At 59.4% G+C, this 24,418-nt stretch carries 20 protein-coding genes and 1 pseudogene; 10 read left to right on the forward strand and 11 right to left on the reverse strand.

The genetic code is table 11. The features are described from left to right. Positions 1-19 precede the first annotated feature (19 nt). Positions 20-1,135, reverse strand: a complete 1,116-nt coding sequence (mnmH, locus tag I6G90_RS04405) for a tRNA 2-selenouridine(34) synthase MnmH (RefSeq protein WP_197929902.1) — start codon at positions 1,133-1,135, stop codon at positions 20-22. Continuing rightward, the gene (gene selD / locus I6G90_RS04410; RefSeq protein ID WP_111806978.1) at positions 1,132-2,169 is read right to left on the reverse strand and encodes a selenide, water dikinase SelD; all 1,038 of its coding nucleotides are present in this window, start codon (positions 2,167-2,169) and stop codon (positions 1,132-1,134) included. Before selD ends, mnmH begins: the two co-directional genes overlap by 4 nt. A gap of 393 nt (positions 2,170-2,562) precedes the next feature. Here selD and I6G90_RS04415 point away from each other — a divergent pair, with 393 nt between their 5' ends. Further along, positions 2,563-2,991: a GNAT family N-acetyltransferase gene (locus I6G90_RS04415; protein WP_197929904.1), complete on the forward strand. Its 429-nt coding sequence runs from the start codon at positions 2,563-2,565 to the stop codon at positions 2,989-2,991. A 34-nt stretch (positions 2,992-3,025) separates the two neighbouring features. On the opposite strand, the gene I6G90_RS04420 is transcribed toward I6G90_RS04415, so the two are convergent. From I6G90_RS04420 to I6G90_RS04430, 3 genes are all read right to left on the reverse strand, one after another. Continuing rightward, a complete protein-coding gene (locus I6G90_RS04420; protein ID WP_197929906.1) occupies positions 3,026-4,210 on the reverse strand; it encodes an acyltransferase family protein in 1,185 nt (394 codons plus the stop codon). 340 nt (positions 4,211-4,550) lie between these two features. Beyond that, positions 4,551-5,741: a class I SAM-dependent methyltransferase gene (locus I6G90_RS04425; protein ID WP_108612372.1), complete on the reverse strand. Its 1,191-nt coding sequence runs from the start codon at positions 5,739-5,741 to the stop codon at positions 4,551-4,553. Positions 5,742-5,854: 113 nt separating this feature from the next. Continuing rightward, a complete protein-coding gene (locus tag I6G90_RS04430) occupies positions 5,855-7,285 on the reverse strand; it encodes a methyl-accepting chemotaxis protein (RefSeq protein ID WP_197929907.1) in 1,431 nt (476 codons plus the stop codon). A gap of 83 nt (positions 7,286-7,368) precedes the next feature. On the opposite strand from I6G90_RS04430, the gene I6G90_RS04435 reads away from it, so the two are divergent. Together I6G90_RS04435 and I6G90_RS04440 are read left to right on the forward strand one after the other, a co-directional pair. After that, entirely contained in the window at positions 7,369-7,641 is a 273-nt protein-coding gene (locus tag I6G90_RS04435; RefSeq protein ID WP_005345583.1) for an acylphosphatase, read from the forward strand. Between the two features lie 15 nt (positions 7,642-7,656). Continuing rightward, entirely contained in the window at positions 7,657-8,457 is an 801-nt protein-coding gene (locus tag I6G90_RS04440) for a CHAD domain-containing protein (protein ID WP_232254407.1), read from the forward strand. A 190-nt stretch (positions 8,458-8,647) separates the two neighbouring features. On the opposite strand, the gene metG is transcribed toward I6G90_RS04440, so the two are convergent. Next, entirely contained in the window at positions 8,648-10,681 is a 2,034-nt protein-coding gene (gene metG / locus I6G90_RS04445) for a methionine--tRNA ligase (protein WP_197929912.1), read from the reverse strand. A 186-nt stretch (positions 10,682-10,867) separates the two neighbouring features. Here metG and apbC point away from each other — a divergent pair, with 186 nt between their 5' ends. The 4 genes from apbC to I6G90_RS04465 all read left to right on the forward strand — a co-directional run bounded on the left by apbC (position 10,868) and on the right by I6G90_RS04465 (position 15,200). Further along, positions 10,868-11,950, forward strand: coding sequence for an iron-sulfur cluster carrier protein ApbC (apbC, locus tag I6G90_RS04450; RefSeq protein ID WP_005345574.1), 1,083 nt, complete (start codon positions 10,868-10,870; stop codon positions 11,948-11,950). Between the two features lie 110 nt (positions 11,951-12,060). Beyond that, a complete protein-coding gene (gene udk, locus I6G90_RS04455; protein WP_005345570.1) occupies positions 12,061-12,705 on the forward strand; it encodes a uridine kinase in 645 nt (214 codons plus the stop codon). Between the two features lie 63 nt (positions 12,706-12,768). Further along, positions 12,769-13,350 carry a dCTP deaminase gene (dcd, locus tag I6G90_RS04460; protein ID WP_042061717.1) on the forward strand — a complete coding sequence of 194 codons (582 nt, stop codon included), beginning with the start codon at positions 12,769-12,771 and terminating at the stop codon, positions 13,348-13,350. 377 nt (positions 13,351-13,727) lie between these two features. Then, positions 13,728-15,200: an inorganic phosphate transporter gene (locus I6G90_RS04465; protein ID WP_139409088.1), complete on the forward strand. Its 1,473-nt coding sequence runs from the start codon at positions 13,728-13,730 to the stop codon at positions 15,198-15,200. A 67-nt stretch (positions 15,201-15,267) separates the two neighbouring features. On the opposite strand, the gene I6G90_RS04470 is transcribed toward I6G90_RS04465, so the two are convergent. Continuing rightward, positions 15,268-16,418, reverse strand: a protein-coding gene (locus tag I6G90_RS04470) for an IS3 family transposase (RefSeq protein ID WP_197929914.1) whose coding sequence is annotated in 2 segments (ribosomal slippage) — positions 15,268-16,190 and positions 16,190-16,418 — 1,152 coding nt in all. Because the reading frame shifts where the segments join, the coding sequence is not laid out codon by codon here. Between the two features lie 58 nt (positions 16,419-16,476). Between I6G90_RS04470 and I6G90_RS04475 the strand changes: the two are divergent. Continuing rightward, positions 16,477-16,803: pseudogene (locus I6G90_RS04475) on the forward strand (IS1595 family transposase); the annotation flags it as partial. Between the two features lie 57 nt (positions 16,804-16,860). Here I6G90_RS04475 and I6G90_RS04480 read toward each other — a convergent pair. The 3 genes from I6G90_RS04480 to pabB form a co-directional block, all read right to left on the reverse strand. After that, the gene (locus tag I6G90_RS04480; protein ID WP_197929916.1) at positions 16,861-18,159 is read right to left on the reverse strand and encodes a serine/threonine transporter; all 1,299 of its coding nucleotides are present in this window, start codon (positions 18,157-18,159) and stop codon (positions 16,861-16,863) included. Between the two features lie 216 nt (positions 18,160-18,375). Then, positions 18,376-18,942 carry a CoA pyrophosphatase gene (locus tag I6G90_RS04485; protein ID WP_197929918.1) on the reverse strand — a complete coding sequence of 189 codons (567 nt, stop codon included), beginning with the start codon at positions 18,940-18,942 and terminating at the stop codon, positions 18,376-18,378. Between the two features lie 39 nt (positions 18,943-18,981). Further along, entirely contained in the window at positions 18,982-20,265 is a 1,284-nt protein-coding gene (pabB, locus tag I6G90_RS04490) for an aminodeoxychorismate synthase component I (RefSeq protein ID WP_232254450.1), read from the reverse strand. A gap of 294 nt (positions 20,266-20,559) precedes the next feature. Between pabB and I6G90_RS04495 the strand changes: the two genes are divergently transcribed. After that, on the forward strand, positions 20,560-22,086 hold the full coding sequence (locus I6G90_RS04495) for a fumarate hydratase (RefSeq protein WP_042061720.1): 1,527 nt from the start codon (positions 20,560-20,562) through the stop codon (positions 22,084-22,086). Positions 22,087-22,283: 197 nt separating this feature from the next. On the opposite strand, the gene I6G90_RS04500 is transcribed toward I6G90_RS04495, so the two are convergent. Then, on the reverse strand, positions 22,284-22,862 hold the full coding sequence (locus tag I6G90_RS04500) for a PhnA domain-containing protein (protein ID WP_033136973.1): 579 nt from the start codon (positions 22,860-22,862) through the stop codon (positions 22,284-22,286). Positions 22,863-23,043: 181 nt separating this feature from the next. On the opposite strand from I6G90_RS04500, the gene I6G90_RS04505 reads away from it, so the two are divergent. Next, positions 23,044-24,264, forward strand: a complete 1,221-nt coding sequence (locus tag I6G90_RS04505) for a methyltransferase (protein ID WP_197929922.1) — start codon at positions 23,044-23,046, stop codon at positions 24,262-24,264. Positions 24,265-24,418: the final 154 nt, after the last annotated feature.

Raw genomic sequence — 24,418 nt, forward strand, 5'->3', positions numbered from 1 at the left:
TGTTGGAAAGGCGACGGGGTCAGCCCTGTTGCCCGTTGGTGCGCTGCTCGGCGAAGTAGTCGAGACAGGCCTGCTTGTCACCGCGAAATACGATGCGCTCCTGCTTGTTGCCAAGCTGGTAGAGATACATGGGATCGTAGTAACGGGTCAGCAGCAGAGTGATCCAGGCCAGATGCAGCTCGGTGGAGCCGCTGTTGGCCTGCTCGGTGAGGGCGGTCTGCATCAGGGCATCCAGCTCGCGGTGGGCCTGATCCCCGAGACGGCGCTTGAGACGGGCCAGCGCATCGGTGAGGTAGGCGGCAAACAGCGGCCAACCGGCTTCCTGGCCATACATGGCCTGATAACGCAGCCAGAGATCGTGCACGTAATCTTCACGGATCTGCTCGGCGCGATCGCACTGTGGCACATCCACCACCACCAGCGGCGCCTGACTCATGGCCTCATGGAGGGAGAGCGGCAGGCAGCAGCGACCGATGAGCCTGCTCTCATCTTCCACCACGAAGGCGTGTTCGCCCTGATGACGGCGCTTGAGCAGCTCGATGGCCATGTTGTTTTCAAAGTTGATATTGCTGGGCTGGCCGCCGGGCAGTTGACCGAAGGAGGAGCCCCGGTGATGGGCGTGTCCTTCCAGATCGAGCGCCTGGGCCACATGGTCCAGCATATGGGTCTTGCCGGAGCCGGTCATGCCGGTCAACACCGTCCAGTGGCACTCGGCAGAGGCCTTGTCCTGGGTGTCGATCAAAAAGCGACGCAGCTCCTTGTAGCCACCGGCGACGCGGGGGCGAGTGACCCCCGCTTCATGGAGCCACAGTTGTACGGTTTGCGAGCGCAGGCCGCCGCGAAAGCAGTAGAGCAGGGCATCGGGCTGCTGGCGCAACTGCGCCAGCCAGCCTTCGATGCGCTCGGCGCGTACTGCTCCCCCCACCAGCTTGTGACCAAGCTCAATGGCGGCGGCCTGACCCTGCTTCTTGAAGCAGGTCCCCACCTGGGCGCGCTCATCGTCTGTCATCAAGGGCAGATTGGTCGAGCAGGGGAAGGCCCCCTCCTTGAACTCGATGGGGGCGCGCACATCAATCAACGGCACATCGCCTAAAAAAATCCGGGCGTAGTCCGTGGCCAGTGGCAATTCACTCATTGGGCAATCTCGATAAAGCGGGTGCCCTCAAGGGGCTTGATCTGGCCGATGGGCGAGAGTTCTAGCCCAGCTTCGCGCGCGATGGCGAGCAGCTCGGCTTCGCTCTCTTTACCCACGGCAACCAGCAGGCCGCCGCTGGTTTGCGGATCGCACATGATGTTGCGGGTGCGATCGTCCATGGCATCCAGCTTGTGGCCGTAGGAGTCGTGGTTGCGCAGGGTACCGCCCGGTACGCAGCCCTCGGCGAGGTAGTAATCCACCTCATCCAGCAGCGGCAGCGCCTTGAAGTCGAGGCGGGCGCTGACGCCAGAGCCTTCACACATCTCCAGCAGATGACCGGCCAGACCAAAGCCGGTGACGTCGGTCATGGCGTGCACACCCGGCAGCTCGGCAAAACGCTGGCCAATCTTGTTGAGGGTACACATGGCGTTGGGGGCAAGTTGCTCATGCTCGGGCTTGAGCTTGCTCTTTTTCTGGGCGGTGGTGAGGATGCCGATACCGATAGGTTTGGTCAGATAGAGGGTGTCACCCACCTTGGCGGTGTCGTTCTGCTTGATGGCATCCAGAGGCACGATACCGGTGACCGCGAGGCCGAAGATGGGCTCGGGGGCATCGATGCTGTGACCACCGGCCAGCGAAATCCCCGCTTCATGGCACACCTGACGGCCGCCATCGATCACCTGCTGGGCCACTTCGGCAGGCAGGGTATTGATGGGCCAGCCGAGGATGGCGATGGCAACGATAGGCTTGCCGCCCATGGCGTAGATGTCGCTGATGGCGTTGGTGGCGGCGATGCGGCCAAAGGTGAAGGGGTCATCGACGATGGGCATGAAGAAATCGGTGGTGGAGACAATGCCCTGACCGTTGCCGATATCGACGACGGCCGCGTCATCCTTGCTGCTGTTGCCAACCACCAGCGTTGGGTCGTTGAAGCCCGGGATCTGGCTCTTGAGGATGGTGTCGAGTACCTTGGGAGAGATTTTGCAGCCGCAGCCAGCGCCGTGGCTGTATTGGGTCAGACGAATGGAAGACATACTTACCCCTTATGCAGAGGCTCTGTGGAGCCGTCTTGGTCAATGGGCGGCCTTGTAGATTGAAGACAAGAAGCCGCAAATATGGGTGGCCTCGGTGCCGACAGGGGCAGCGATGACTGGCAGTTATGGAGGACCGCCAGGCCGGACGGGGAACAAGAGGGCGACCAGGTGCGCCAGCGCAGCCCCGCCAAGGGCCACAGGACGGAGCATTATGCCACATCTGCCCCTTGGGGTTCGAACAGGAATTCACATAAACAGCAGGGAATTGCCCGCACTTGCTTGTCATCGGGCTGGAACCGCCGCGCACTGCTTGATTGGAGTACAGATGCAGCCAAGAGAACGTCAAAGAGCGCAGCAGCGTGCGTAACAGCCTATCTACAACAGGAGAGCTTCGTGACCACCACGTTTTTGGTTAACCACCCCATTACCACGGCGCAGTTTGCGGCGTTGTTGGCGCAGACCTCGCTGGGGGCGAGACGGCCGCTGGACCATCCGGCCACCCTGCAGGGCATGCTGGATAACGCCAATCTGCTGATCACCGCCTGGCAGGGCGAGACCCTGGTCGGAGTGGCCCGTTCGGTGACCGATTTTCATTTTTGTTGCTATCTCTCGGATCTGGCGGTGGCAGAGTCGGTGCAGGGGCAGGGGATTGGCAAAGCGCTTATTCGCGAGACGTTTTTGCAATTGCAGCCGGGTTGCAAGCTGATCCTGCTGGCTGCACCGCAGGCGGTGGCGTACTACCCCAAGCTCGGATTTAGCCAACACCCGAGTGCCTGGGTTATGAGCGGTCTGGATGAACTGGTGCTGGATGAGTTGGCATAAGACCCGTCAACTCATCCAGACAGGGGGTGATAACTTATCCGGCTTGCTCCAGCGCTGGTTGCCGTGCCTTGCCCCAGCGGCGCAGACGCCGTTGCAGTGGCCGCTCCAGCAGGTGGTAACTCAATGCCGAGAGGCCGATCAGCACCGCCAGCATCAGCAAGGTTGCCACTACCCCCAGCAGAGGGTTGGTCTGGCCATACCACCACTCGGTGAGCCCAGGCGCCAGATAGTGGATGAGCTCGCAGCCGGTGAGCAGTACCAGCGCATGGAGCAGGTAGATGGAGTAGGAGAGATCTCCCAGCCAGTTGGTGAAGCGGTTATCCAGGAGGTGCAGCAGCGGGCTCTGGCGCTCCCCCTGTGCGGCGGCAATCCAGATCAGCAGCACGTAGGAGGCGATCAGCAGCAGTGTCAGCTGCGGCGTCATGGTGAACTGCATCAGCGCGAAGGGCAGCACAAAGGCGACCAGCAGCGGCAGATCATGCTTCATCATGGGCAAGCCTTGCGCGGCCTTGACCCTCGGCAGCAGCCAGAGGCCGAGCACAAATTCACTCACCCCGCGCCCCACCGCCAGCGCGCCGCTGGTGACATCCAGAGTGCCGCGACTGTGCACGATAAAGGCCAGCACCGTCAGCGCCAGCAGGGGGGCGAGATGGCTCCAGCGACTGCGGGTGACCGCCAGCGGAATAAGCAGCGGGAACAGCAGGTAGCTGATCCACTCTACGCTGAGGGACCAGGCGGCGAAGTTCCAGGTCAGCCCGTGATCGGTTACCACCTGTAGTAGCAGGAAGGCGCTCGGCAACGCCTCGGCCGGGGTGAAGGGCGAACCGAAAGGCGGCATCCCTTCCCACTCCCACATTTTGAACAAGGGACCGGCATAGAAGCCCACCCCGTGTTGCGCCTTGTAAAGCTCCCAGCCGACCAGCAACAGCAGGGTCACCAGATAGAGTGGGTAGACGCGGCTCAGCCGCAGCCAGAGAAAGCGGCCATAGCCCACAGCGCGGGGTGTACGGGTGAAGGCCTCCCCATAGACATGGGCCAGCACCACGCCACTCAAAATAAAGAACAGATCGACCCAGAGGTAGCCATTCTCGATGAGTTGGGTGTGGCCTGCGATCGACTCCATCCACTGGGGAAAGAGCAGCAAGCGGGCATGGAACAGTACCACCATCAGGGCAGCGATGCCCCGCAGCGGCGTTAACAGCGGCAATGATTGATTCATAAAGGGATCCCTTGTGATGTTCAGCTTGGCCTGACATCGATTTTTGTTGTTGGGCCGCCCATCAATCCTGACGGGCGGCTGCCCTGGCTCGGCTGCCTCAGGCGGGATCACACTACGGGAAAGAGAGTCATACGGGTGTGATTTAAATCATAAATGTGCAGTTATTGTGCAAATAGATTTAAACAGAAGTGGGGCACAGGCAGGGAAAGAGGAGGAGAGGGAACACGAATAAAGCAGAGAGGGTGGTCATCTGGGCGAACGTCAGGCTCAGGCACCATACGATGCAAAACAATCAGGCCCGCAAGGGGCCTGATTGATCACAAGGGAAGATGACGGCCGATCAGCGGGCGCGTACCACCAGACCCTTGAGGTAGAAGCCTTCCGGATAGGCGGTACCGATGGGGTGATCGGAGGCCTGGGAGAGCAGCTCCAGGATCTGGGCATCGCGACCTGCATCGAGCGCCGCATCGGCAACGATCTTCTGGAACAGGCTCTGCTCCATCAGGCCGGAGCAGGAGTAGGTCAGCAGCACGCCACCCGGCGCCAACAGCTGGAACGCCAGCATGTTGATGTCCTTGTAGCCGCGGCAGGCACCCAGCAGCTGGGCCTTGCTCTCGGCGAACTTGGGCGGATCCAGCACGATGACGTCGAACTTCTCGCCCTTCTCGCGGTATTCACGCAGCAGCTTGAACACGTCGTGACGGATAAACTGGGTGTTGCTGGTATCCAGACCGTTCAGCTCGGCATTCTGGCGGGCGATATCAAGCGCATTCTGGGAGAGATCAACGTTGACCAACTCTTTGGCGCCGCCCTTGAGGGCATAGACGCCAAAACCACCGGTATAGCTGAAGCAGTTGAGCACCCGCTTGCCTTCGGTGTACTTGGCGGCAGCCTGACGGTTGTCACGCTGATCCAGATAGAAGCCGGTTTTGTGGCCATTGCGGATATCCACCAGGATCTTGACGCCGTTCTCTTCGATCACCACCGGCTCATTCGGCGTCTCGCCATAGATGACGCCGGTGCGCTCTTTCAGCCCTTCCTTCTTGCGTACCGCCACGTCGGAGCGCTCATAGATGCTGCACTCGGGGTAGAGGGTACGCAGCGCTTGCGTTATCAGCTCACGCTGGAACTCGGCACCGGCAGAGAGGATCTGGCACACCAGAAAATCGGCATAACGGTCGATGGTCAGACCCGGCAGACCGTCGGATTCGGCGGCGCACAGGCGATAGCCGGTGAGGCCCTGACGCTTGATCAGCGGATCACGGGACTCCTGGGCATATTTGAGGCGACGGATAAAGAAGTCGAGATCGACGGTCTCCTCTTTATCGAAGGTCCAGACCCGGGCACGGATCTGGGAGCTGCCTGACCAGGCACCACGGGCGAGCCACTTGCCATCGTTGGCATAGATCTCGACGGTGTCGCCGTCAACGGGGTTGCCTTCAACCCGCTCAATCCCCTTGGAGAAGATCCAGGGGTGACGGCGCAGCAGGGATTTTTCGCGGCCTTTGACGAGATAGATGAAAACGCTCATGGGTGTTTGCCGATGGTAGAAAGAAAAGGGGCCACATTCTATGTGGCCCGCAGGTAAAACTCAAACAACCCTGTGTAATGGAGCGGATTGCGCTGATCTGGCACCGCGAATGGTCAGATCTTAATCCCCTTGAGTGCCTGGGTCAGCTCGGTGGCGGTGGCTTTCAGTCCCTGAGTACCGGCTACCGAGGCGCTGGCGGACTCTTCCACCTGCGCCGCTTCATGGCGTACCTGATCCAGATTGTGGGTGATCTCGGCGGCGACCGAGCTCTGCTCCTCGCTGGAGGTGGCGATCTGGGTGCTCATCTCCAGCACCGCATCGCTGTGGTTGCTCAGTTTTTCGATATCCAGCCCCACCTCGCTGATGAGTTGCTGGCTACTGGCGGCACGCCCCACGGTTTTCTCCATGATCTCGTTGAGGGCGCCGGTACCGGTCTGCAGCTCTTCGATCATCTGCTGGATCTCCACCGTGGCTTGCTGGGTACGGCTGGCGAGGGTACGCACCTCGTCCGCCACCACCGCAAAGCCGCGACCCTGCTCACCGGCACGGGCCGCTTCGATGGCGGCGTTGAGGGCCAGCAGGTTGGTCTGCTGGGAGATGGCGTTGATGACGTTGACCACTTCGTTGATCCGGTTGGCGTTGTGGGTGAGCCGCTCGACAGCGCCGGAGGCGTTGCCAATCTCGTCGGCCAGGGTGCGGATCGCCTCGATGGTGCGGGCTACCCGGTTGGCGCCATTGGCCGCCTCTTCACTCGACTGGCGGGTCTGCTGCAGGGTGTCGTTGGCGTTGCGTGCCACTTCGCGGATCGCCGCCGACATCTGCTCCATGGCGGTGGCCAGTGAATCCATGTGCTGGCGCTGGGAGCGCGCCATGGTCTCGCCTTCGCGGGCATGGTCACGAAACTCGTCGGCGGCCATGGTCAGCGCTTCGGCAGACTCCTCCACCAGTTTTACGATCTGGTGCTGGCGGTCGGTAAAGCGGTCGATACTGCCCGCCAGGGTGGAGAACTCGTCGCGCACCGGGAAGAAGTTGAGACGGAAAGTGAGATCCCCGTCCGCCACGGTTTGCAATGCCTTGTTGGTGGAGTAGAGCGCACCGGAAACAAAGGTCATCATGTAGTGGATCACCAGTGCCATCAGGGCCGCCAGTGCGCCGATCAGGGTCAGGGTCGAGCCTTGGCCGTCCCACATGGAGAGGTTGCCGGTATCGAGATCGCCGGTGACGTAGCCCGCCTGACCCGCTGGCGCGGTAAACAGGTAGTGATCCCCTTGCTGCTGCAACCCGCTGCTGCCTTGCCGGGTCAAACGCAGATCCGAAGGCAACACCAGGGTGGGCTGCTGGCTGATCAGCTGCGCCGTGGTCTCGACCCGTTGCTGCAACTGCGCTACCCGCAGGGAGATCTCCTGCTGATGGCTGGCTGCCAGCATGTACCAGCTGAGAAAGGCGATGATGAAGAGCGGTAACCAGAACGCGATATGGAATTTTTCACTGATGGTGAGGTGAATGAGATAGCGGTCAACCCACCGGAATTTAACTTCTTTCATAATGGAGCTGCATCCTGCAGAAGATAGGGTGTCGGGCACATTATCGTCGCGGGAAATTTTTTCTTAAGTGGAAGGTGCGAGAAATGGGAGAGCAATCGTTTGTCATTCGGGTGTGGGGGCAGGTGCAGGGGGTGGGATTTCGCTATTTCACCCGTGAGCGGGCGCTGCAACTGGGTTTGCGGGGCCATGCCTACAACCTGGAGGATGGCTCGGTGGAGATCCTGATCAGCGGCCCCGCACAGGGGGTGCAGATGATGCTGGGTTGGCTGGAGCATGGCCCGCGCACCGCCAGAGTGACCCGGATGGAGTATGAAGAAGCGCTGCCGCCCACCGGTCAGGGCTTTCACACCAACTGAAGCGGCAGGGACGAGATGGACGCTGACAAGGAATGTCTGTTGCTGACTCAGGCAACAAGCTGGGTCGCCCGTTATCAGGAGGCGGCGCGGGCGGTGCGTGAAGAGGCCAGCGAGCCGACCGTGCATGGCTACCGTATCGCGGCGCGCCGCTTGCTGGCGCTGCTCGCCCTGTGGCGGCCACTCATCTATCACCCCGAACTGGAGCGGTGTCTGCTGCGCTCGGTCGGGCGGCTCTCGGCCCTGCGGGATGCGCAGGTCTACACCGCGCGTTTTGGCAAGCCGCCTGCCAGCACTGTTGATACCCACAAATCGACCTGCCGCGTGCCCCTGTTGTCGCGGCGACTGGCCCGCTGGCTGACAGCGGTGGCGCAGGTGCCGGATGCGTGGGCACTGGTGCCGCTTTATCAGCAACATCTGGCCCTGCGGCTTGATGAGGCGCAGTGCGCCCTCGATGAATATCCTCTCTCTGCCGGAAAATCGGCCCACTCCCGTCGTCAACAGTTGCGCCGCTGGCATCGGCTGCGCCTCGAGATCAAGCAGGTCCGTTATGGCGTTGAGCTGCTGCAGGCGCTGGGGGGAGGGGATCCGGGCTGGTTGGTCACCCTGACTCATTGGCAGGAGCGACTCGGCCAGTTGCAGGATTGGCGTCAATGGCGGCGGGCGTTGCGAGCAGAGAAGGGACGCACCCACCAGCAGACGACGCTGCGGCAGCAGTTGAAGGGGAAGGTCATCGTTCGCTTGCGTCAACTGGAGTGTCAGCAGGCGGAGCTGGTGGCGCTCAAACTGGCGATGCTGGCAGGCTCACAACAGGGATAAGATGCCCAGTCGGGTGGTCAGGGATTCGGACCAAAGCGCAGATCCTGCCAAGCTGAGTGGCAGATAAATTCGGGACAGCCATTCGCGACCTGCATCCACAAAAACTATCCAGGACAAACAGGCGAGACAAAAAAGAGAGGCCGTTTGGCCTCTCTTCTCTATCTTGCTGTGGTCGCAGTCAGCGATACGCTTACTTGACACGCATGCCAGGCTGGGCGCCTTCCTGCGGCTCCAGGATCCAGAGATCCTTGCCGCCCGGGCCTGCGGCCAGCACCATGCCTTCGGACATGCCAAAGCGCATTTTGCGCGGCGCCAGGTTGGCCACCATCACGGTCAGCTTGCCTTCCAGATCTTCCGGGTTGTAGGCGGATTTGATACCGGCAAACACTTGACGGGTCTCGCCACCGATATCCAGTTGCAGCTTGAGCAGCTTCTCCGCTTCCGGTACCGCGTCGGCCTTCTTGATCAGCGCGACGCGCAGGTCAATTTTGGCAAAGTCGTCATAGCTGATGGTCTCGCTGATGGGGTCGTCTGCCAGCGGGCCGGTCACTTTAGGTGCCTGCTCTTTGGCCAGATCTTCCTTGGAGGCTTCCACCATGGCTTCTACCTTGGCCGGCTCGATGCGGGAGAAGAGCGCCTTGAACGGGGTCAGCTGATGGTTGGTCAATGGCTGGGCCACGCCATCCCAGGAGAGGGTTTCACCCAGGAAGGCTTCGGCACGCTCGGCGAGCAGCGGCATCACCGGCTTGAGGTAGGCCATCAGCACGCGGAACAGGTTGATACCGACGGAGCAGACTTCCTGCAACTGGGTGTCAGCCCCTTCCTGTTTGGCAATCACCCAGGGGGCCTTGTCATCCACGTAGCGGTTGGCCTTGTCGGCCAGCGCCATGATTTCGCGGATGGCGCGGCTGAATTCGCGTGCCTCATAGGCCTCGGCGATGGTGGCGCGGGCGTTGGCGAATTCGGCGTAGAGCTCGGGTTCGGCGCAGGTGGCCGCCAGCTTGCCGTCGAAACGCTTGGCGATGAAACCGGCGTTGCGGGAGGCAAGGTTGACCAGCTTGTTGACCACGTCGGCGTTGACGCGAGCCACGAAGTCATCCAGGTTCAGGTCCAGATCGTCGATGCGGCTGTTGAGCTTGGCGGCATAGTAGTAACGCAGGCACTCCGGATCCAGGTGGTTCAGGTAGGTAGACGCCTTGATGAAGGTGCCCTTGGATTTGGACATCTTGGCGCCGTTGACGGTCACATAGCCGTGTACGTTGACCTTGGTCGGCTTGCGGAAACCCGCCCCTTCCAGCATGGATGGCCAGAACAGGCAGTGGAAGTAGGCGATATCTTTACCGATGAAGTGGTAGAGCTCGGCGCTGGAGTCTTTGCTCCAGTAGCTGTCAAAGTCGATGTCACCGCGCTTGTTGCACAGGTTCTTGAAGGAGGCCATGTAGCCGATGGGGGCATCGAGCCAGACGTAGAAGAACTTGCCCGGCGCGCCGGGGATCTCGAAACCGAAGTAGGGGGCGTCACGGGTGATGTCCCACTGCTGCAGGCCGCTCTCGAACCACTCCTGCATTTTGTTGGCCATCTCTTCCTGAATGGCGCCGGAGCCGCGCACCCACTCTGAGAGCCATTTTTCAAATTGCGGCAGGTCGAAGAAGAAGTGCTCGGAGTCCTTCATCACAGGGGTGGCACCGGAGACGGCGGATTTAGGATCGATAAGCTCGGTCGGGCTGTAGGTGGCGCCGCAGCTGTCGCAGTTGTCGCCATACTGCTCCGGAGATTTGCACTTGGGGCAGGTGCCCTTGACGAAACGGTCCGGCAGGAACATGGATTTTTCCGGATCGAACAGCTGGGTAATGGTGCGGCCCTTGATAAAGCCACCGTCTTTCAGACGGCCGTAGATCAGTTCCGCCAGCTCGCGGTTTTCATCGCTGTGGGTGGAGTGATAGTTGTCAAAGCTGATGTTGAAACCGGCGAAATCGGTCTGGTGCTCTTTGGAGACGGCCGCAATCATCTCTTCCGGGGTGATCCCCATCTGTTGCGCTTTGAGCATGATCGGGGTGCCGTGGGCATCATCGGCACAGATGAAGTGCACCTGATGACCGCGCATTCGCTGATAACGAACCCAGATATCGGCCTGGATGTGTTCCAGCATGTGGCCAAGATGGATGGAGCCATTGGCATAGGGGAGGGCGCAGGTTACCAGCATTTTACGAGGATCAGTTGCCATATTACGTTCTTGATGTGCTTGTTGGGATGATAGAGTGCCGTGCATGTTACCCGAATTGGGGGTAGCCTGCCTAGGGTTGTGGCTGTGCCAACCTTGGCAGAACCTGCCGTTACGATGGCAGGCAAGCCACTGATTTGTGTGCGGTAACCGTTCACCTCAAGATAAAGACAAGATAATGAGGAGTTAATGGTGATTGATTCAGTAAAACAGATCCTCGCCGAATTTAAGCCAGCAGGCTGGCACAAGGATCTGGTGGATGCCGGATTCGTTCGCGAGATCATCAATCAGGGTCAGGGGCTTACTATCCGGCTGGTATTGCCGTTTGCCGGTCTCTCGCTGCTCGATCAGCTCAAAGAGAACTACGATGCCAGGCTGCGCAGCGCCACTGGCGCCGCCCGTATCGACTGGGCACTTGAGATTGACGTCGCCAGCATGCCACGGGCGCAGGGGCTCAACGCCGTGCAGGGCATTCGCAACATCATCGTGGTTGCTTCCGGCAAGGGCGGGGTGGGCAAATCCACCACCGCGGTCAACCTGGCGCTGGCGCTGCAAAAAGAGGGGGCGCGGGTCGCCATCCTCGACGCCGATATCTATGGCCCCTCCATTCCCACCATGATGGGCACCCTCAAGGAGCGCCCGGTCAGTCATGACGGCAAGCTGATGGAGCCGGTGATGGCCTGTGGCCTCAAGAGCAACAGCATCGGCTATCTGGTCTCAGAGCAGGATGCCACCATCTGGCGTGGCCCGATGGCGAGCAAGGCGCTGGCGCAGATCCTCCATGAAACCCGTTGGGGTGAAGTGGATTATCTGGTGGTGGACATGCCGCCGGGCACCGGCGACATCCAGCTCACCATGGCCCAGCAGGTGCCGACTTCGGCGGCAGTGATCGTCACTACCCCGCAAGATGTGGCGCTGGCCGATGCCCGCAAGGGGATCGCCATGTTCAACAAGGTCAATGTGCCGGTGCTCGGCATCATCGAGAACATGAGTTACCACGTCTGCAGTGCCTGCGGTCACCATGAGCCGTTGTTTGGTACCGGTGGCGGCCAGAAGATGGCAGAGCAGTATCAAGTGGCGCTGCTTGGCCAGTTGCCGCTGCACATCGATATCCGCCAGCACATGGATGATGGCTGCCCGACGGTGTTCGGCGCACCGGAAGGGAGCCTGGCTCAGGCCTATTTGAAACTGGCGCGCAGGGTAGGGGCTGAACTCTTTTTCAGCGCAAAACCGATTGCGACCCCCCTCTATGCCATGGCACTGGATGAATAATCGGCTATCGGTCACTTGAAAGGGAATTGAGGGTGGGCATGACCCACCCTTTTTTATATAATGGATCGGTTTAAACCATCCCCACTGCTCTTCTCTTTTAGGTATTTGTCATGTCTGATACTCAACATTCGTGTGTGATCATCGGTATTGCGGGCGCATCTGCGTCTGGCAAAAGTCTTATCGCCCAGACCATTTATGAAGAGCTGGTGGCCGAACTGGGCGCAGGTCAGATTGGTGTGATCACCGAAGATTGCTACTACCGTGATCAGACCCACCTGACCATGGAAGAACGGGTCAAGACCAACTATGACCACCCCAATGCGCTGGACCACGACCTGCTGGTACAGCACCTGAGCCAGCTGGTCAAAGGTGATGCGGTCGCCATTCCCCAGTACTCCTACACCGAACATACCCGGATGAGCGAAGTGACCCCGTTTGCGCCGCGCCGGGTGATCATTCTGGAAGGGATCCTGCTGCTGACCGACAGCCGTCTGAGGGATCTGATGGATGCCTCCATCTTCATGGATACTCCGCTCGACATCTGCCTGCTGCGCCGTCTGGTGCGTGACGTGCAGGAGCGTGGCCGTACCATGGACTCCGTGCTCAAGCAGTATCAGAAGACGGTGCGTCCGATGTTCCTGCAGTTTATCGAGCCGTCCAAACAGTACGCCGATGTGATCGTGCCCCGTGGGGGCAAGAACCGCATCGCCATCGACATGCTCAAGGCGCGTATTCGCCACATGTTGATTGGTTAAGATGAAACAAGCCGGGTGATGCCCGGCTTTTTTAAAAGCACAATTTGTCAGGAGAGTCGCCCAATGCGTCTGTGTGATACCGATATTGAACGCCATCTGGATGAAGGCAAGATCGTCATTGAGCCACGGCCCGGGGTAGAGCGGATCAGTGGTGTCAGTGTCGATGTGCTGCTGGGTAACGAGTTTCGGGTGTTTCGCGATCATACCGCTCCCTATATTGATCTGAGCGGTCCGAGCAGCGAGATGGCCGATGCCATCGATCGGGTGATGAGTGACGAGATCCACGTCCCCGATGGTGAAGCCTTCTATCTGCACCCGGGCCAGTTGGCGCTGGCGGTGACCTATGAATCGGTCACTCTGCCTGCCGATATCGTGGGCTGGCTGGATGGCCGCTCTTCATTGGCGCGCCTGGGTCTGATGGTTCATGTGACCGCGCACCGCATCGATCCGGGTTGGTCCGGTCGCATCGTGCTGGAGTTCTACAACGGCGGCAAACTGCCGCTGGCGCTGCGCCCGAAGATGAAGATCGGCGCCTTGAACTTCGAGATGCTCTCCGGCGCCGCCGCCCGTCCGTACAACAAGCGGGAAAATGCCAAGTACAAGAGCCAGCAGGGCGCTGTTGCCAGCCGCATTAATCAGGACTGATAACCAGCTGCACTGCAACGATTCAAGGGAGCACAAGGTGCTCCCTTTTTGCATCTGGAATCAAACGGGTATGGGGTTTGAGGTGCTGGTCGGATGAGATTGGCAGAGCAGGGGTGTTTTATCACCTTTTTCGCCCATTTTTATGTCATAAAAACGTCATAAAAATGAAATTATTGGCTTAAATATCAGCTATTTTTGCCCTTTCGCGCAATCATTGATGGCTTTAATTAATCAATGGCAAGCCGCATAAAGACTGGCTCTAGGATATTTTTTACCAAAAAGCTCTTTTTTTTTATGGCTGAAATATTTCAATGGTGGCTATGGTGTTGGCCGCCATCTGGCATAATCCGCCGCAACTCATAAACAGGCTTTTTTTTATGTTTGAAATGTTTAGTGGTTTGGGTTTGTGGTGGTCAATCGGTTTGGTATTGGCCGTTTTTTTTGTGCTTGCCTATGAATTTATCAACGGCTTTCACGATACCGCCAACGCGGTAGCAACGGTTATCTATACCAAGGCGATGCCGGCTCACTTGGCGGTGGTCGCATCTGGGATCTTCAACTTTTTCGGCGTCATGTTCGGCGGTCTGGGAGTGGCCTATGCCATTGTCCATCTGCTGCCCATCGACCTGCTGCTTGGGATGGATTCCACCCAAGGGTTGATCATGGTCTTCTCCTTGCTGTTTTCCGCCATCGTGTGGAACCTGGGTACCTGGTTCTTCGGGATCCCGGCCTCCAGTTCACATACCTTGATCGGTTCCATTCTGGGGGTAGGCGGCGCCTATGCCTGGATCACCCATAAACCGGTGACAGAGGGGATCAACGTGGGCAAAGCGATCGACATCATGCTTTCCCTCATTATCTCTCCCACCATCGGTTTCATCATCGCGGCGCTGCTGCTGCTGGCGATGAAGCGCATCTGGACCAGCAACAAGATCCACAAAACGCCGGAAGAGCGTCAGCTGGTGGATGGCAAGAAACACCCGCCGTTCTGGGCACGTCTGACCCTGGTGGCTTCTGCCATGGGCGTCAGCTTCGTGCACGGCTCCAACGATGGCCAGAAGGGCATCGGTCTGGTGATGCTGGTGCTGATCTGCATGGCGCCCGCCTATTTTGCGCTGGACATGAGCAGCCGCTCCTATGATCTGGACCGGACTCAGGATGCCAACCAGCGCATCATGGAGATCTACCAGCGCAACCAGCCAGCTCTCTCTGGCGTCATCAACTTCTCTGCACCGGTAACGGCTCAGGAAGAGCTGATGACCCACTGCTCCGCCGATGGCGTGCTGCAGGCGATGGCTACCCTGGATGCCCGTCTGGCTGCCGTGCGTACTTATGATCAGATGAGCCTGACTGATCGCCGTGAAGTGCGTCGTCTGCTGCTCTGTATCGATGACACTGCCCGCAAGGCTGCCAAGCTGCCGCTGCCCGCCAAGGAGCTGACCGATCTGGCCAAATGGCGCAAGGATCTGACCGCGACCGCTGAATACGCACCGACCTGGGTGATCGTCTCCATCGCACTGGCGCTCGGTTGCGGCACCATGGTGGGCTGGCGTCGTATCGTCCATACCGTGGGCGAGAAGATCGGCACCACCGGTATGACCTACAGTCAGGGCATCGCGGCCCAGATCACGGCTGCAACCTCCATCGGGGTCGCCAGTCTGACCGGTATGCCGGTGTCTACTACCCACATCCTCTCTTCTGCGGTGGCGGGGACCATGATTGCCAACAAATCCGGCCTGCAGAGCCAGACCATCAAGACCATACTGATGGCCTGGGTGTTGACCCTGCCGCTGACCATGCTGCTCTCCGGCGGCCTGTTCATCGTCAGCCACCATCTGTTTGGTGGATAACATCGTTACTTTTTTAAGGGCCTGCGGGCCCTTTTTTCATATCTGCGATTGAATCACCTCTGGTTTTCTAGACACTCTGTTGCTGACAAATAAACTGCCTTTCAAACTCTACCGGTGACAGCCCATCATTGGAACCATGGCGTCTGATTGGGTTGTAAAACATTTCGATATAATCAAATACGTCGCTGCGGGCTTCGTCTCTTGTCGCGTAAATCCTGCGCTTGATCCGCTCCCGTTTGAGCAACTGGAAGAAGCTCTCGGCGACCGCGTTGTCGTGACAGTTACCCCGTCGGCTCATGCTGCAACTCAGGTTGTGGGCCTTCAGAAAGTCCTGCCATTCACCACCAGTAAACTGGCTGCCCTGATCCGAATGCACCAGTACCGGCTGCTTGGGCTTGCGCCGCCAGACGGCCATCAATAACGCATCAACCGCCAAGTCTGCCGTCATGCGTGACTTCATCGCCCAGCCGACGATCTGGCGAGAGAACAGGTCGAGCACCACCGCCAGGTACAGCCACCCTTCTTGAGTACGGATGTAGGTAATGTCAGTCACCCAGGAGAGGTTGGGGGCTGGCACTTTAAACTGACGTGCCAGCGTGTTTGGGGCCGCCTGCGTGCTCTTGCCTCCATAATGCCCCTTGCGGCGTTGATAGCCCGTTTGCGAACGCAGCCCTTCCCGCCTCATTAATTTGGCCACACGGTGCTTGCCGCAGGCTTCCCCTGCGTCACGAAGGTCGCGATGGATCTTGCGATAACCGTAGACAGCACCACTTTCCAGCCAGGATTGCTTGACCAATCCTATCAGTCGTTCGTCCTCCTGCTGGCGTGGCGACGCGGGCTGTTTCAGCCACGCGTAGAAGCCACTTCGGTGAACCCCCAGGGTCTGGCACAGGGTAACGACACTGTAGCGGTCGAGCCGGGAGGTTATGAACGCGTACCTTTCCTTGACTCGCTGGCAAAGTACGCGGCGGCCTCCTTTAAAATGTTGCGCTCCTCGGTGACCTGGCGCAGTTCGGCTTTCAGGCGGCGGAGCTCGGCTTGCAAGGCAGACTCTTCGAGCTGCTGGTCAGCGGGCTTACCGTACTGCCTGAGCCAGGTATACAGACTGTGACTGGATACCCCAAGGGCGCGTGCCACGTCAGCCACTGGCCGTCCGCGCTCGGTGATTTGTTTAACGGCTTCGATTTTGAATGTTTCTGGATAACGCTGACGGGTCATAACACCTCCAATAGTTGCCTCATTTTAAGGCTGTGAGGTATCTAGGGCGCTGGGGGCGATTCAGTCACCGGATGCTGTGCTGTGTAGCGATGGTGCGGGTGCGTATGCCAGTTTCAGCAAAGAGCAGGGCGTAACCCATCAGGTAGTGCACAATCGCCAAGGCGAACGGGTGGTTGGTGCGTATCACATCCAGCACGTGAACGGGTATCACCATCGGTTGAAAGAGTGGATGGATCGGTTCCATGGCGTGGCGACGCACTACCTGAAGAACTAGCTAGGTTGGCGCAGGATGCTGGAGAGTTACGGGAGGGGCGTAAATATCAAAGCGTGTTTGCATGAGGCGCTAGGGCCCCCCATGCAACACGTCATTGGGGCACAGCCATAAAAAAAAGCCAGCCGAATGTTCGGCTGGCTTTTTTGCTATCAGAGGAGGTTGCGGAGATTAACCAACCAGCTGATAGAGGATGGCAGAGATGGCGATCATCCCCATGGTCGCAACGAAGGCGTTGCTGATATGGCCCTGATACTTCGCCATGGCCGGTACGCGCTTGATGGCGTACATCGGCATGATGAACAGGATGGTAGCGATGATCGGGCCGCCCAAGGATTCAATCATGCCCAGGATGGAGGGGTTAGCCACAGCGGTGCCCCACAGGGTCAGGATGAAGAAGGCGATGATGAACATCTCGACTTTCTTGGCATTCGGCTCTTTGCCGGAGTTGCGCATGTTCTGCACGATCATCCCTTTCAGACCTTCACGGGCACCCAGATAGTGGCCGAAGAAGGAGGAGACGATGGCCACGAACGCAACCAGCGGACCGAAGTAGGAGATGATGGGGCTGGCATGCTGGTTCGCCAGATAGGAGAGCACGGCGATGTTCTGTGCCTTGGCTTCTGCCAGCTGGGCGGGTGTCAGGCTCATGACGCAGGAGAAGACGAAGAACATCACGAAGCCCAGCAGCACCATGGCGGTACGCTTGAGGATGGCATCGGCTTTCTGGACGGCGTGATCACCGTGATCGCGGCGCTGTGCCAGCGAGAAGCTGGAGATGGCCGGGCTGTGGTTGAAGGAGAAGACCAGTACCGGGATGGTCAGCCACAGGGTGGTGGCGAAATCTTTGGCGGAGGGCACTTGCTCCAGCGCGGCGCCGGTCCAGTCTGGAATGAGGTACAAAGAGATACCGGCCAGAATGATGATCAGCGGGTAAACCAGGAACTCGGTGACTTTCAGCATCAGCTTCTCACCGGCCAGCATCACCGACATCATGCCCATGATCAGCACGATGGAGAGGATCCAGCGCGGTGGGGCACTCATCTGCAGCTGGTTGACCATGAAGCTTTCGACGGTGTTGGTGATACCCACGCCGTAGATCAGCACGATGGGGTAGATGGCGAAGAAGTAGAGCAGGGTGATTAATTTACCGGCCCCCACGCCAAAGTGCTCTTCCACCACTTCGGTGATGTCTGCATTGGGCTTTTTGGAGGAGAGCACGAAGCGGGCCAGACCACGGTGGGCCAGATAGGTCATTGGACCCACCAGCAGCGCCATGACGACCAGCGGCCAGAAACCGCCCATACCCGCGTTGATCGGCAGGAACAGGATACCCGCGCCAACCGCGGTCCCGAACAGGCTGATGACCCAGGTAGAGTCGCGTTTTTCCCAACGAGTGGTTTGAGTAGAGCGGATCCCTTGCTCTGTTGACGCCGCAACTCCCTGCGTGCCAGTGACTGTGTTTGACATCTATCTCACCCCGAATGTGTGGTTCTTATTAAGTCGGCGCAAGGATACGGTTTTTTTAATCAAAAATGTTGATCAAATTCATCTTTACGGCACAGAAAACCGCACTTTCTTATGGAAATGTGATCAAAACAAGAAAAGTTCAATTTTTGTTTATCATCTGGCACGTTAGTTTAGTGTTAATGGACTAATTTTGCGCTGGGAAATGTAATCGAGATGTTATCTCGCAAGGTGCCGGGCTAGCTGGTTGATCATGCTGGCGGTGGCCCCCCAGATAAAGTGCTGTTGCCAGGGGATCCAGTAGATGGTGTGCTGTTTTCCGCCTCTGGCAAGGGTCAGGGGGATGTGGTTGCGCCGATCCAGCAGATGAGTCAGCGGCACTTCGAAGGCGTGATCTACTTCATCCGGACTCAGGATGAGGGGATAGTCGCCATCGAGTAGCCCCAGCACCGGCAGCACCTCGAATCGTGACACCGTATTGAGCGGGTTGAGGGTGCCGATCACCTCGATCAGCCGAGCCGGAATGCCGAGCTCCTCTTCGGTCTCCCGCAACGCCGTGGCGATCAGGTTCTCATCGCCCGGATCCTGCCGTCCACCGGGGAAGCTGATCTGCCCCCCATGATGACGCAGCCGGGGACTGCGCCGGGTCAATAACACGCTGAGCCCCTCGTCGCGCATCACCACCGGGATCAACACCGCCGCCGGGCTGAGCCCGCCAATGGCGAGGCGGTGGGCCGGGGCGGGTTGCTGCAACTGGAAGCGGGTCAGCAGTTCGTGGCGATCCATGGGAGGCAGCTCCATCTTTGATGCGGTTGCTGGTCGGGGTTACAGCGCAGACAGTGGCGGCAGAATGCGGGCGACCTTGTCATAGGTCTCCTGATATTCGCTGTCGGCGTCGGAGTCAGCGATGATACCGCCCCCCGCCCAACAGTGCAGACGACCCGCTTCGGCGATCAGGGTACGAATGCAGATGCTGGTATCCATCCGGCCATGCTGGCTGAGATAGCCGATGCTGCCGCAATAGGCATTGCGGCGCTGGGGCTCCAGCTCCTCGATGATCTCCATGGCACGGATCTTGGGGGCGCCGGTGATCGAACCGCCCGGGAAACAGGCTCGCAGCAGATCGACCCCTTGCCAGCGCGCATCCAGCTCACCGTGGATGGTGGAGACCAGATGATGTACCGCCGGAAACGACTCCACGCTAAATAGATGAGGCACGCTGACCGAGCCCAGCCGGCTGACCCGACCGATGTCGTTGCGCAGCAGATCAACGATCATCAGATTCTCTGATCTGTCCTTGTCCGCCTGTGCCAGTTCCTGCGCGGCTTTTCGATCGGTCGCCGGATCGGGGTGGCGAGGGCGAGTGCCCTTGATGGGCTTGGTTTCGATATGGCGGCCATCGAGCAGCAGGAACCGCTCGGGGGAGAGGCTCAGCAGCGCACTGTCCGGCAGGCGGATAAAGGCAGAGAAGGGGGCCTTGTTGGCGGCCGCCAGCAGGCAATAGGCGTGCCACTCATCCCCCTGATAGGGGGCGCTGAAACGTTGGGTCAGGTTGATCTGGTAGCAATCCCCCGCGGCAAGGTATTCCTGAATGCGGGCAAACTTCTCGCCATATTCCGCGCGGCTCATATTGCTCTGCCACGCCCCCTGCAAGGAAAAAGCGGGGAGCGGGGCGGCCTGTTGTTGCTCGAGCCAGGCCAGCCGCTTGGCAAGGCCCGCTTCATCCCCCCAGTGAACCAGTTGCCAGTCGCCGCTCGCCACATGGCGCAGCAGCGCCCAGTCGTAGATGCCCACCGCCATGTCCGGCACCGCGATATCGGCGGCAGCCTGCACTGGCAGTCGCTCGAAGCGGCGGCCCAGATCATAGCCAAACAGACCGAGGGCGCCGCCAATAAAGGGAAGGCGAGTGGCGCACAGATCCAGCTCCCCCAGAAGCTCTTGCTGGGTATGGGCCAGCAGGGCGAGGGGATCTTCATGGTGCTCGCTGGTCTCGCCATGCCGGGTGAGGGTGGTGACCAGGCCACAGGTCTCTAAGGTCGCCAGCGGATCGGCGCTGATGATATCAACGCCGTTGTCGGCGCCGAGTGGCCCTGCCGATTCCAGCAACATGGCCCATGGCTGATGTTGCAGACGGGCAAAAAGCTGATGGAGTTCAGCGCGATGGTCTAGATGATGGATATGAAGTGTTGGCGTCATTTTATGTTACACAGGCAACAGTTTAGTTCCCGAACCCTAGTCGGTGCTGGTGGGCAAGCGTATCATAGGTGCCGGTGACTTAAGAAAAAACTGCCGTGTCGTTCGTTTTTTGCTGGTTGATAGTTTTTAGCCAGCACGTCAGCACGGCCCATCATATGGAAGCCCTTGCTCTGCCTTTTGGCAGGGATAAGGACCAGTGAGGATGATATGAGCATTATAAAAAAACAGGATTTCATCGATTCTATCGCAGATGCCCTCCAGTACATCTCCTATTACCACCCGTTGGATTTTGTCCAGGCAGCCAAAGCGGCCTATGACCGCGAGGCCAACCCGGCCGCCAAAGATGCCCTGGCCCAGATCCTGATCAACTCCCGCATGTCCGCCGAAGGCCATCGTCCGCTCTGCCAGGACACCGGCATCGTGACCTGTTTCGTCAAGATCGGCATGCAGGTCCAGTGGGACAGCGACATGACGGTGCAGGAGATGGTGGACGAAGGCACTCGCCGTGCCTACACCAATCCTGACAACCCGCTGCGCGCCTCTGTGCTGGCCGATCCGGCTGGCAGTCGCAAGAATACCAAAGACAACGCCCCTGCTGTGGTCCATATCGACATGATCCCCGGCAACAAGGTGGAAGTGAGCATCGCGGCCAAAGGCGGCGGCTCCGAGAACAAATCCAAGATGGTGATGCTCAACCCCTCAGATGATGTGGTCGAGTGGGTACTGAAAACCGTGCCGACCATGGGCGCAGGCTGGTGCCCCCCCGGCATGCTGGGCATCGGTATCGGCGGTACCGCCGAGAAAGCCGCGGTACTGGCCAAAGAGGCGCTGATGGAGCACATCGACATTCAGGAGCTGATCGCCCGTGGTCCCGAGACCACCGAAGAGAAGCTGCGGGTCGAGCTCTACGACAAGGTCAACAAGCTGGGGATCGGTGCCCAGGGTCTGGGCGGCCTGACTACCGTGCTGGATGTGAAGGTTAAATCCGCGCCGACTCACGCTGCCTCCAAACCGGTGGTGATGATCCCCAACTGCGCCGCTACCCGTCACGTTCACTTCGAACTGGATGGTTCAGGCCCTGCCGAACTGACCCCACCGAAACTGAGCGACTGGCCGGAGATCACCCGTGAAGCGGGTGGCAACGTGCGCCGCGTCAACGTCGATGGCATCACCAAGGCCGAGCTGGCCAGCTGGAAGAGCGGCGATACCGTGCTGCTCTCCGGCAAGATCCTCACCGGTCGCGACGCCGCCCACAAGCGCATCGCCGACATGCTGAAAAATGGCGAAGGGCTGCCGGAAGGGGTCGATTTCACCAACCGCTTCATCTACTACGTAGGCCCGGTCGATGCGGTGCGTGACGAAGTGGTCGGCCCGGCAGGCCCCACCACCTCTACCCGGATGGACAAGTTCACCGACATGATGCTGGGTGAAACCGGCCTTATCGGCATGATCGGTAAATCCGAGCGTGGCCCGAAAACCGTCGAGAGCATCAAGCAGCACAAGGCCGTCTATCTGATGGCGGTGGGCGGCGCCGCCTATCTGGTGGCCAAGGCCATCAAGAAGGCGCGCGTGGTGGCCTTTGCCGATCTCGGCATGGAAGCGATCTACGAGTTTGAAGTGGAAGATATGCCGGTGACCGTTGCGGTCGACTCCGAAGGCAACAATATCCACGAAACCGGCCCGGCCTACTGGTCTGCGAAAATTGCAGAGCTGGACGGCAAACTCTCCTCCTGAGTGACCGTTCCCGCTGCCGGTTAACGGCATCGGCCAGGTAAACAAGGCGCGTCCATCCGGATGCGCCTTTTTGCTTTGGCTGGCCTGTTATGGGCTCAAATTGGCCGTTTGCGACAAGCGGGTATAAAAAAGGATGGCGTGACGCCATCCTTTTTCCGTTGTGCCAATGCTCTGTCAGCAGCGCAATCGCGCTTGGATTAGGCCTTTTTCAGGTAGGCTGCAACCAGTACGATCTGCACGCCGTTGACTTTGCCTTCGATATGGAGCGGGTTGTTGGTCAGACGGATGCCCTTGACCAGGGTGCCGCGCTTGGCGGTGAAACCGGCGCCTTTCACGTCCAGATCCTTGATCAGGGTGACGGAGTCGCCCTCTTGCAGCACGGCGCCGTTGGAGTCAACGGTCGGCGTGCTGTCGTCATCTTCGTCAGCCAGTCCGGCTTCGGCCCACGCCTTGGCCTCGTCTTCCATGTACATCATGTCCAGCAGATCCTGAGCCCACACCTCACCCTTGCCGGAGAGAGCTTTGAGCTGGCGCCATGCCATCACCTGCACCGCAGGCACCTGGCTCCACATGCTGTCGCTCAGGCAACGCCAGTGGTTGACCACCAGGGTATCCGGTTGTTCCAGCTGACCACGGCAGGTATCACAGATAGCAACGCTGTGATCATCGTCGCTGGCGGGGGAGTGAGGCACCACGAAGGCGGTCAGCGCCTGCTCGGCGCTGCACAGTTCACACTTGGCGCCCGCGCGCGCTTGCAGAATGGCGTTGATGGTCATGTTGTTGGTCCCATAGCTAGTGTAAAGCGACCCGCGTTGGCGGGGCGCGTGAAAGAGGGGGCGGAATATAGCATAAAACCCCGTACTTTGTCAGGTCTGCCCTCGGTCACTGGTTGGCTGTGTTGTCGCGTGGCACTGATGACAAGGTATTGAGGGTGCAATTTGAAGCGGGATCGCTAGAATGAGCCTCTTTTTTGACTGCAAGGCAGGGGCATTCGTGCTGGCTCAACGTTTTCAACAACTGGATCGACTGCTCACCCGCTATCGGCGCTGGTGGCAATATCAGCCATATCATCATCTGACCATGGCCTTTGCCGATGAGGCGCCCGATCTGGCGGCGCAGCTCGATGGGCTGACGCTGACCCAGTTGGCGGAGCTCGATGCGGATATGGATGCCCTCAGCACGCTGCTTGCCCCCTGGATTGCCGAGGGGGCCGAGCTGCAGCAACTCAGCCAGCTTGCCCCTTTTACCCCGGAGCCCATCACCTGCAGCAAGGAGATGGCGCTGCACATGCCGGGGCGCAAGCAGGCCCAGATCGAGTCGTTTACCGCCTGTCTGCCGGCTCATCAGGGCCCCTATCTGGAGTGGTGTGCCGGCAAGGGCCACCTCGGGCGGCTGGTATCGCTCCATCGACAGGCTTCGATCCTCAGTCTGGAGCTGCAAGATCAGCTCTGCGACGAAGGGCGGCTGCTGGCCGAGCGGGATGGCGCCAATATGACCTTTACCTGCGCCGATGCCTTTGCCCCCGAGTCGGCGGCGCTGATCGCCCCCGAACACCATGCTATGGCACTCCATGCCTGTGGCGAGCTGCACACCCATCTGCTGGAGCGAGTGGCCGAACGCAGTGCCAGCGGAGTGACCATCTCTCCCTGTTGTTACCACCTGATCCGCACCAGCCACTATCGCCCGCTGTCGGCAGCGGCCAACGCCAGCGAGCTGGTGTTGAGCAAGGCAGACCTCAAGCTGCCACTGCAGGAGACGGTGACCGGCGGCGCACGGATCGCCCGCCTGCGGGAGCAGGAAGTGGTGTGGCGGCTCGGATTTGACTGCCTGCAGCGTCAGGTGCGCGGGGTTGATGAGTATCTGCCGGTGCCCAATATGCAAAAGAGCCTGCTGACCGGCACCTTCGAGGCATTCTGCGTTTGGGCTGCCGAGCGCAAAGGGATAGCGCTGCCCGCCGGGCTCGATTATCCCGCCTTTTTGGCACTCGGGGAGCGCCGCTTTGGCGATGTCGCCCGCATGGAGCTGGTGCGCCATCTGTTTCGCCGTCCCCTCGAGATCTGGCTGGCGCTGGATCGCGCGCTCTTTTTGCAAGAGCAGGGCTATCGGGTCGAAGTGGGGGAGTTCTGTGCCAAACCCATGACCCCGCGCAATATCCTGATCCGAGCCGTGCGCACCTGACGTCCGGCTCTCTTGAGCATTTTTCTTGAACATTGATGATGACTGACAGGCTGAGCGTGTCAGTCATTTTTTTTGCATCTCGAATAATGAGTTGCTGACAGTTCATCTGACCGTCTCACTCTTCTAAAAACTGGCGATAGATCACGCTTTTGTG

It is taken from the genome of Aeromonas allosaccharophila (genome assembly GCF_016026615.1).
GTDB classification, from domain to species: Bacteria; Pseudomonadota; Gammaproteobacteria; order Enterobacterales; family Aeromonadaceae; genus Aeromonas; species Aeromonas allosaccharophila.

Excerpts from the sequence above, each read along its gene's own strand:
- udk (WP_005345570.1), top strand. The coding sequence starts at position 12,061 with ATGTCTGATACTCAACATTCGTGTGTGATCATCGGTATTGCGGGCGCA.
- I6G90_RS04465 (WP_139409088.1), top strand. The coding sequence starts at position 13,728 with ATGTTTGAAATGTTTAGTGGTTTGGGTTTGTGGTGGTCAATCGGTTTG.
- pabB (WP_232254450.1), bottom strand. The coding sequence starts at position 20,265 with ATGTTGCTGGAATCGGCAGGGCCACTCGGCGCCGACAACGGCGTTGAT.
- I6G90_RS04440 (WP_232254407.1), top strand. The coding sequence starts at position 7,657 with ATGGACGCTGACAAGGAATGTCTGTTGCTGACTCAGGCAACAAGCTGG.
- I6G90_RS04480 (WP_197929916.1), bottom strand. The coding sequence starts at position 18,159 with ATGTCAAACACAGTCACTGGCACGCAGGGAGTTGCGGCGTCAACAGAG.
- I6G90_RS04425 (WP_108612372.1), bottom strand. The coding sequence starts at position 5,741 with ATGAGCGTTTTCATCTATCTCGTCAAAGGCCGCGAAAAATCCCTGCTG.
- I6G90_RS04495 (WP_042061720.1), top strand. The coding sequence starts at position 20,560 with ATGAGCATTATAAAAAAACAGGATTTCATCGATTCTATCGCAGATGCC.
- apbC (WP_005345574.1), top strand. The coding sequence starts at position 10,868 with ATGGTGATTGATTCAGTAAAACAGATCCTCGCCGAATTTAAGCCAGCA.
- I6G90_RS04435 (WP_005345583.1), top strand. The coding sequence starts at position 7,369 with ATGGGAGAGCAATCGTTTGTCATTCGGGTGTGGGGGCAGGTGCAGGGG.
- I6G90_RS04420 (WP_197929906.1), bottom strand. The coding sequence starts at position 4,210 with ATGAATCAATCATTGCCGCTGTTAACGCCGCTGCGGGGCATCGCTGCC.
- I6G90_RS04430 (WP_197929907.1), bottom strand. The coding sequence starts at position 7,285 with ATGAAAGAAGTTAAATTCCGGTGGGTTGACCGCTATCTCATTCACCTC.
- selD (WP_111806978.1), bottom strand. The coding sequence starts at position 2,169 with ATGTCTTCCATTCGTCTGACCCAATACAGCCACGGCGCTGGCTGCGGC.
- I6G90_RS04500 (WP_033136973.1), bottom strand. The coding sequence starts at position 22,862 with ATGACCATCAACGCCATTCTGCAAGCGCGCGCGGGCGCCAAGTGTGAA.
- mnmH (WP_197929902.1), bottom strand. The coding sequence starts at position 1,135 with ATGAGTGAATTGCCACTGGCCACGGACTACGCCCGGATTTTTTTAGGC.
- I6G90_RS04485 (WP_197929918.1), bottom strand. The coding sequence starts at position 18,942 with ATGGATCGCCACGAACTGCTGACCCGCTTCCAGTTGCAGCAACCCGCC.
- dcd (WP_042061717.1), top strand. The coding sequence starts at position 12,769 with ATGCGTCTGTGTGATACCGATATTGAACGCCATCTGGATGAAGGCAAG.
- I6G90_RS04505 (WP_197929922.1), top strand. The coding sequence starts at position 23,044 with ATGAGCCTCTTTTTTGACTGCAAGGCAGGGGCATTCGTGCTGGCTCAA.
- metG (WP_197929912.1), bottom strand. The coding sequence starts at position 10,681 with ATGGCAACTGATCCTCGTAAAATGCTGGTAACCTGCGCCCTCCCCTAT.